This is a genomic window from Desemzia sp. FAM 23988, from assembly GCF_045528365.1.
Taxonomy (GTDB): Bacteria; Bacillota; Bacilli; order Lactobacillales; family Carnobacteriaceae; genus Desemzia.
The window spans coordinates 1-6,579 of sequence record NZ_JBGQQS010000040.1 but is presented as its reverse complement, the minus strand read 5'-3'; the positions used below and the strand labels follow the sequence as shown (position 1 = coordinate 6,579).

General features: G+C 31.6%; 9 protein-coding genes. 3 read left to right on the top strand and 6 right to left on the bottom strand.

Annotation, left to right across the window (positions count from 1 at the left end):
• Positions 1-208: 208 nt before the first annotated feature.
• A complete protein-coding gene (locus tag ACEN4L_RS13170; RefSeq protein WP_407097700.1) occupies positions 209-889 on the top strand; it encodes a hypothetical protein in 681 nt (226 codons plus the stop codon).
• Between the two features lie 271 nt (positions 890-1,160).
• Here the strand turns inward: ACEN4L_RS13170 and ACEN4L_RS13165 are convergent, their stop codons facing one another.
• The 4 genes from ACEN4L_RS13165 to ACEN4L_RS13150 all read right to left on the bottom strand — a co-directional run bounded on the left by ACEN4L_RS13165 (position 1,161) and on the right by ACEN4L_RS13150 (position 3,175).
• A complete protein-coding gene (locus ACEN4L_RS13165; protein ID WP_407097699.1) occupies positions 1,161-1,451 on the bottom strand; it encodes a type II toxin-antitoxin system RelE family toxin in 291 nt (96 codons plus the stop codon).
• Positions 1,452-1,454: 3 nt separating this feature from the next.
• Positions 1,455-1,775, bottom strand: a complete 321-nt coding sequence (locus ACEN4L_RS13160; protein ID WP_407097698.1) for a type II toxin-antitoxin system Phd/YefM family antitoxin — start codon at positions 1,773-1,775, stop codon at positions 1,455-1,457.
• 148 nt (positions 1,776-1,923) lie between these two features.
• Positions 1,924-2,079 (bottom strand): hypothetical protein, encoded by a 156-nt coding sequence (locus ACEN4L_RS13155; protein ID WP_407097697.1) that lies wholly within the window; start codon positions 2,077-2,079, stop codon positions 1,924-1,926.
• Positions 2,080-2,290: 211 nt separating this feature from the next.
• Positions 2,291-3,175: a hypothetical protein gene (locus ACEN4L_RS13150; RefSeq protein WP_407097696.1), complete on the bottom strand. Its 885-nt coding sequence runs from the start codon at positions 3,173-3,175 to the stop codon at positions 2,291-2,293.
• A gap of 268 nt (positions 3,176-3,443) precedes the next feature.
• Between ACEN4L_RS13150 and ACEN4L_RS13145 the strand changes: the two genes are divergently transcribed.
• Positions 3,444-3,722 carry a DUF1905 domain-containing protein gene (locus ACEN4L_RS13145; protein WP_407097695.1) on the top strand — a complete coding sequence of 93 codons (279 nt, stop codon included), beginning with the start codon at positions 3,444-3,446 and terminating at the stop codon, positions 3,720-3,722.
• Positions 3,723-4,096: 374 nt separating this feature from the next.
• On the opposite strand, the gene ACEN4L_RS13140 is transcribed toward ACEN4L_RS13145, so the two are convergent.
• Together ACEN4L_RS13140 and ACEN4L_RS13135 are read right to left on the bottom strand one after the other, a co-directional pair.
• Positions 4,097-5,488, bottom strand: a complete 1,392-nt coding sequence (locus ACEN4L_RS13140) for an NAD(P)/FAD-dependent oxidoreductase (protein WP_005237714.1) — start codon at positions 5,486-5,488, stop codon at positions 4,097-4,099.
• Positions 5,485-5,919, bottom strand: coding sequence for an Rrf2 family transcriptional regulator (locus tag ACEN4L_RS13135; RefSeq protein WP_005237713.1), 435 nt, complete (start codon positions 5,917-5,919; stop codon positions 5,485-5,487). The genes ACEN4L_RS13140 and ACEN4L_RS13135 overlap by 4 nt, the downstream gene beginning before the upstream one ends.
• A 153-nt stretch (positions 5,920-6,072) precedes the next feature.
• On the opposite strand from ACEN4L_RS13135, the gene ACEN4L_RS13130 reads away from it, so the two are divergent.
• Positions 6,073-6,429 (top strand): hypothetical protein, encoded by a 357-nt coding sequence (locus ACEN4L_RS13130; protein WP_021150714.1) that lies wholly within the window; start codon positions 6,073-6,075, stop codon positions 6,427-6,429.
• Positions 6,430-6,579 lie beyond the last annotated feature (150 nt).

Sequence of the window (6,579 nt, the reverse complement as noted above, 5' to 3'; positions counted from 1 at the left end):
CTCATTTCAGTAAAAGTGCAAGGTTTTGTTTAACATCCTATAAAAACCCTTGCATCTATTATATCAATCATTAGTTGTAAAAGGCAGCAGAATAAGCATAGTTTATTATTCAGTAGACATTAATTAAACAAAGCCTATTTTATCTTTGCTATACTAAAAGTAACAGATCATTTTAAATTTTTTTACTTATTTTATCAGGAGGTAGTCTATGGAGACAGATAATAAGCTAGTGAAAAGTTTTTCAGAAACGATTTTTAATGATAGTACAAAAGATGTGAGCGTTGACATGATTGAAGCTTCATTTGATACCCTTTTTGAATCTGAAATCATTAAAGGCATACCAATAGTTAATGCAATTATGGCGATAGGTAAGACTGGGATTATGCTTAAAAATCGTAATCTTATTCGTCAAACTTTACAATTCATGCATGAATTAAACAATGGAACTATAATAAATGAAAAAAAAGAAAAGTTTGTTGAGCGTATAAAAAATGGTGATAAAAAATCTCAAAAAGAAGTTGAACGGATTATGTTGATTTTAGAATCGACGATAGATATTGAAAAGTCAACTATCTTAGCAAAGTTTGTAGTGGCTTATATTAATGAACAATTAAGTTATACGGAATTCCAAGAGTTAACAGATACTTTGAGCCGATCCTATTTGTCAGATACGGAAATGCTTCTAAAAATTTACAACGGTCAAATTAAAGACACCGCATCCCAAGAGTTATACCGTATTGAACGATTAGCAGGGCTGGGATTTATTAATAAGATGCCCTACACAGTTGTTGTTGGCAGAGAATATGCTCGGCAAGAATCTTATTTGGAAATATCTTATATTGGAAAAGTTTTTTGTGAAATTGGACGTCCAAATATTCCAGTTATTTAAGCTCTAATTCCTCAAATATTTCTTGAGGCGGTTTTTCATCAGTAATCGGCAACGTACTTTTTTCTTTAATCATATTAAGTAATGAAGTTTCCTCTGATATATTAGTGCTACATCCAGAAACAATTCTAACAAATACTATATAAAATATTTTATTATAGTTACTATCATCTCCCTAATATTATTTATACTAATACATGAAATTAGATAAAGTCATATATTGTAAAACAAGAGCTCTAACACTTTTCATTATAGTGTTAGAGCTCTTGTTTAGTTAATTTATACGATTTTCAGCGATTTTATAGACGGTTTCTTTATCTCTTTTTCCAATAACAACAACTTGAATCACTTCAAATTTACCATGCACTTCTCTAAAAATAACGCGAAGTCCCATTTTTTTATTTTTCATTTTATTACACTGAGCTAAAGCGCCATGTAACGGTTGACCCGCGTCCATACCACGTAATTTAATACGATTAAGAGCTTTATCGACAAAAACCTTTTGGCTTCCGTCAAGCTTATCATAATCATCTTTTGAGTATTCTGTCCATTCAATTTGGTACAAATCTTACTCCCACCCATCTTCTTCGTCGATAGTAGGTTCTTCAGTTGCTATTGATCCACGGACTTCACTATCAGAAAAAGTAGCTACTTTTTCATTCAGTAATCTTTTTTCAGCTATTAAATCAGCAATTTGATCATATAAACCGTCAACTTCTTTATTTAATGTTTCATATTGTTTTTGTGTCAACATAACTCCAGCTACTTTTTCTCGATTAAAGACATAAACCCCAGCAGCTTCCTTATCAGCTTTTTGAAAGACCTCCATAGGAGACCTTTTTACTTCGGAAATAGAAGATGTTGGAATATCTAATATTTTCATGGCCATATAAATCCTCTCCTTTACTTAGATCTATTATAAGTCTTTTAAAAAACTTTTTAAAGTCTTTTTGCTCCTTTTTTAAAATTTAGTGGTAGAAAAAATAAAGAAAAGAGGATCACTTATGTTGAAGTGTTCCTCTTTTCTTTATATAAAGTTAATTTAGTTGAGTTTTTAGGGCAACAATTGCATTTTCGATAATTTCTTGTTGAGTAGCCTGAATTAGAAATTTTGTTTCTAGACACTCTTTCATTTCTTCGACAAGTACTAAAATAGAGTTATTAATTGGCACATAAACATCTACTAATGGCATGATATTCACCTCCTGTCTGTTATAAGTAATAACGAATAAGAGGTGAAAAGTGTTACCTAGACTTCTTTCAATACATGAAATTGCTTATAATCGTGTATCGTGAGCTTTAACTTATCAAGGTTTATTTTTCCAAAAAAAAATTAGTAAAGTACAGTCTCTGCAAGGTTAAAACCACTATTTTTTCTTTCTAGTTTTAAAAAATTCAATTTCATTACTCATCTGTAAAATCTATTGAACTCAGTATGCTTTCAAAAGCATTGCTATAATCTTTATCTGAATGTACTAAAGTTGACATCTGAAAGGCCATTATTCCATCATAATGATCGAAAATAACTAAAGAATTTTCAAACTCCTGGTCAGTCATTATACTGTTAAAATCGTACTGATATGCTATTGTACCTGCTACAGTTATTTCTGACTCAGCAATTAAATCGTATGATTCAGATTCTGAAGCAACGCCTTCTATAAAATTCTCTCTTGTTTCATCATTGGAAAGAGTATCATCTAAATATATATAAGAAACCAATAGCATTGCTTCTTCAGGATAATAATATTTCAAGTTTTCATCAGATATTTCTTCGGTCCAATTTTCAGGAATTGAATACTCAAGGTTACTCATAGAATATAATTTTATTTTTTCATCTGAAGAACTAGTCTCATTCTTTGAAGTTATCTCTTCAGCCTCACCTTCCTTTACTCTATTAAGTTCAAAATCCCCAATTGACGAAGAATTCATTAATGAAGTTCCAATTATTGAATTTTCATTTTTAAAATAACCTTCAATAGAAACGTCAAAAAGATCCGCAAGACCCTCAAAACTCCCCATACTTTCATTTGCTAATTCATTGAACTCAATTCTAAATTTTTCGTTTTCTGTATCTTCTAATTCAGTTATTATGTATCCCTGAGTTGATAAATGTTTACCGGACTCTGATGTTATAATTATTTCGTCTTCCGTTATTTCCCAATAGTTTAATTCATCACGACCATCATTTAATTCCCATTTCCCCAATATTTTTTCTTCTGGCGATTGGCTACAAGCTGTTAATCCAAGTAAAAAAAATACGGACATAGTAAATCCTAATAATTTATTCAAAAAATCTCCTCCTATTTTTATTTCGATAAACTAACATGAAATTATTTATCTTTGGTTAGCAATTTTAAGGCTGTCTTTCTTATTTTATTTTTTCACTCATAGCTCCACTTCTGAATGAGTTATTATAAACTAGTATATAATATTGGTATTACATTTGTATGATAATTTTTATTGATATCAAGTTCCTTACATTTTTTTAACACATGAAATTAGATAGTTTCATGTATCATAACTATAGATAAAGTGAATGAGAAATGAGGCTATTTAAATGATAAAAATAATTGACAATCAGAAACTCAAATTACATTACAAAGAGGGATTTGGATCATGGACTTATCACCTTAGACCACCAGGAACAGCTGATAATAAAGGGAGATGGGGACATTTAAAAGTATCTGGTACAATTGACGATTTTGAAGTGAAAAACATTTATTTGGCTCCAAGGAAAGATGAAGATAAGATCATCTCAATCAATAAGGAAATTAGAGACGCGATAGGGAAAAGCGGTGGCGATATAGTAACGGTAATGTTATATTTGCATGATTAATTTACTCAATAAATCCAATCTTCTCTTTTTAGATATGAAACTTACGCTATGATGGGCTTAAAGATTTGGGTAAGTTCTATATTTGATAGAATTTATTTTTATATCGCACACGATGTTTTCCGGAATCTCTTATATAAATTAGTTTATACGATTTTATAGACACTCTTTTATTTCTTCAACAAGTACTAAAATAGAGTTATTAATTGGTACATAAACGTCTAGTGAGGGCATGATATTCACCTCTTATCTGTTATAAGTAATAATGAATAGGAGGTGAATAGTGTAAAATGACTCCTATAGAGTGGACTCTGAAAAATAGATCTCTATAAGGTCCATTTTATTTTGTCCCAGCCTCTTTTGTGGTTAAATTTAAGTTAAATCATTTCAAGTAAATCATTCATGGATTCACTCATTGTAGGGTGAGTATAAATACCGTCTCGTAAACTCTTATATGAAATATTTTCATTAATTGCTAATGCAATTAAGTTGATCATTTCGTGAGCTTCGTAGCTGAAGAAGCTTGCGCCTAATATAAGGTCAGTCTCTGGATCAACTAATATTTTCAAAAAGCCGCTTGTTTCACGCAATACTTGAGCTTTAGGAACAGCAGCAACGGGCATCTTAGCAACTTTATAATTTTTACCAGCTTCAGTTGCTTCTTTTTCATTAAAGCCTACCCGTGCAAATGTTGGATCCACAAATGTTGCTGTAGGATAAACACGACGCGTTTCTAAATTATAGTTGGATTCTTCTCCTAGCAATTGAGGCAAAACAATACGGTAGTCATCCAAAGAAATATAAGTGAATTGTGGTCCACCTTTAACGTCGCCCACTGCCCAAATGTGTTCAACAGAAGATTGCAAGTGCTTGTTTACCTTGATTTCTCCACGAGCGCCGAGCGCCACGCCAGCCTTTTCAATATCTAATTTATTTGTGTTAGGAATACGGCCAGTAGCAACTAAAATTTCATTTAATTCAGCAGATTTTTCTTCGCCGTTTTGTTCAAATGTTAAACGTACACCATTATCCGTATCTTGAACACGTTTAGCTTGAGCGTTAAATTCAATAGTTACCCCTAATTCTTCTAATCTTTCCAAAATAGCTGCTGCGTCATCCTTATCTTCACGTGGCAATAATGAGTCATTGAATTGATAAACGGTTACTTCAGAACCAAATTCAGCAAAATAAGAAGCGAATTCTAATCCAATTGGACCAGCTCCGATAATACCTAGTTTTTTTGGCAGATTTGTTAGCTCTAAAATTTCTTCACTTGTGTGGATGTGTGGACTGTTTTGCTTGTTTTCAAAATCTGGAATAACAGCCGTAGATCCAGTTCCAATAATGATATTAGCAGCCGTAACTTGTAGCGTTTCTGTATCTGTATCCACTAACAAAGTATGGTCATCTTTGAAGTGAGCAAAACCGTCTAAGACTGTTACGTTATCTAAATCAGCAATTTTATGGTAGTTTTTTTTATTTAATTTGGTTACTAATTCAGTTTTATAGTCCATGGCTTGTTTGAAAAACTGGTTGTTAATCTCAGGATTTCGCTCAATGCCAAATTCTGATAATTGATCAATAATTTTTGCACTATGTGTCAACGATTTAGTCGGTAAGCATCCCACATTAATACAAGTTCCACCATACATTTTAGCTGATTTTTCAATCACAGTGACGGTTTTTCCTTTTTTAGCTAAAGCACCTGCTAATGTTTTTCCTGCTTTACCAAATCCAATAATGGCTACGTCTGTAGTGTACTCATTCATATTTTAGTGCCCCTCTCATTTTGTATTGCATATAATTTTACTTCCATATCTTTTAATGTAATAGTTGCTAGTTTTGCTACTGCATCTTTATTCAGCTCATCATAAAGATCATCCATAGCTTCTGACATACCAGACGAAATCATACATTGTTCATTGATATAACCTGAATGCCAAGTATTTTGGATAATTGGGATCTTTATCGCCTCATAAACATTTTTTAAAGTGATAGCTTCTAAATTATCGGTTAGAAAGTATCCGCCATGCACACCTTTTTTTGTTTGAACTAATCCTTTTTTTCGGCATTTTGCCAGAACTCTGCGAACACGAACTGGATTCGTACAAATGTTCTCAGCTAATGCTTCACTGGTAAAAATTGAATTGTTATGACCTAAATAGACCAACCCATGTACTGCAATCGTAAATTCACTCAAAATTATTCACCTTCTTTAAAAAGTAACTTTTAAAGTTACTTTATCTAAATTAAGTATACACCTAAAAGTTATCCAAATCTACAAAGTCTGTTACTTTTAAGCAATTATTTTAATATCTCCTTAGACGAATTGATTAAAGGAGATGACGATAAGATGAAAAGAGAAGTAACTATTGCTAAGATGAATCAATTAATGTTGGTTATTATAGGATCATTTGTTTTAACCCTCATTACTGCATCCTTATTTAAATACTGGGGCGATTTTTCTTTGATTTTGCCAGTTACTTTTATAGTAATCATGGTCAATGCTGCTATTAAACTTCAAAAGATCCAAGATAAAGAAAATCTAAAAACCTATAAAAAAATCTTAGATTATATGGACAATAGAGAAGTAAGAAATGATCCGAAAACACAAAACAGGAAGAGAATGAACTTAGAAAAATCTAGCTTGGCGATAGTAGGAGCTCTTATTGAGTTTTTCTTAATGTATGGCGTACTGTCGGTTTTCTAAATCATCTTAATACATGAAATTACATAATGTCTACTGAATAATAAACTATGCTTATTCTGCTGCCTTTTACAACTAATGATTGATATAATAGATGCAAGGGTTTTTATAGGATGTTAAACAAAACCTTGCACTTTTACTGAAATGAGGACA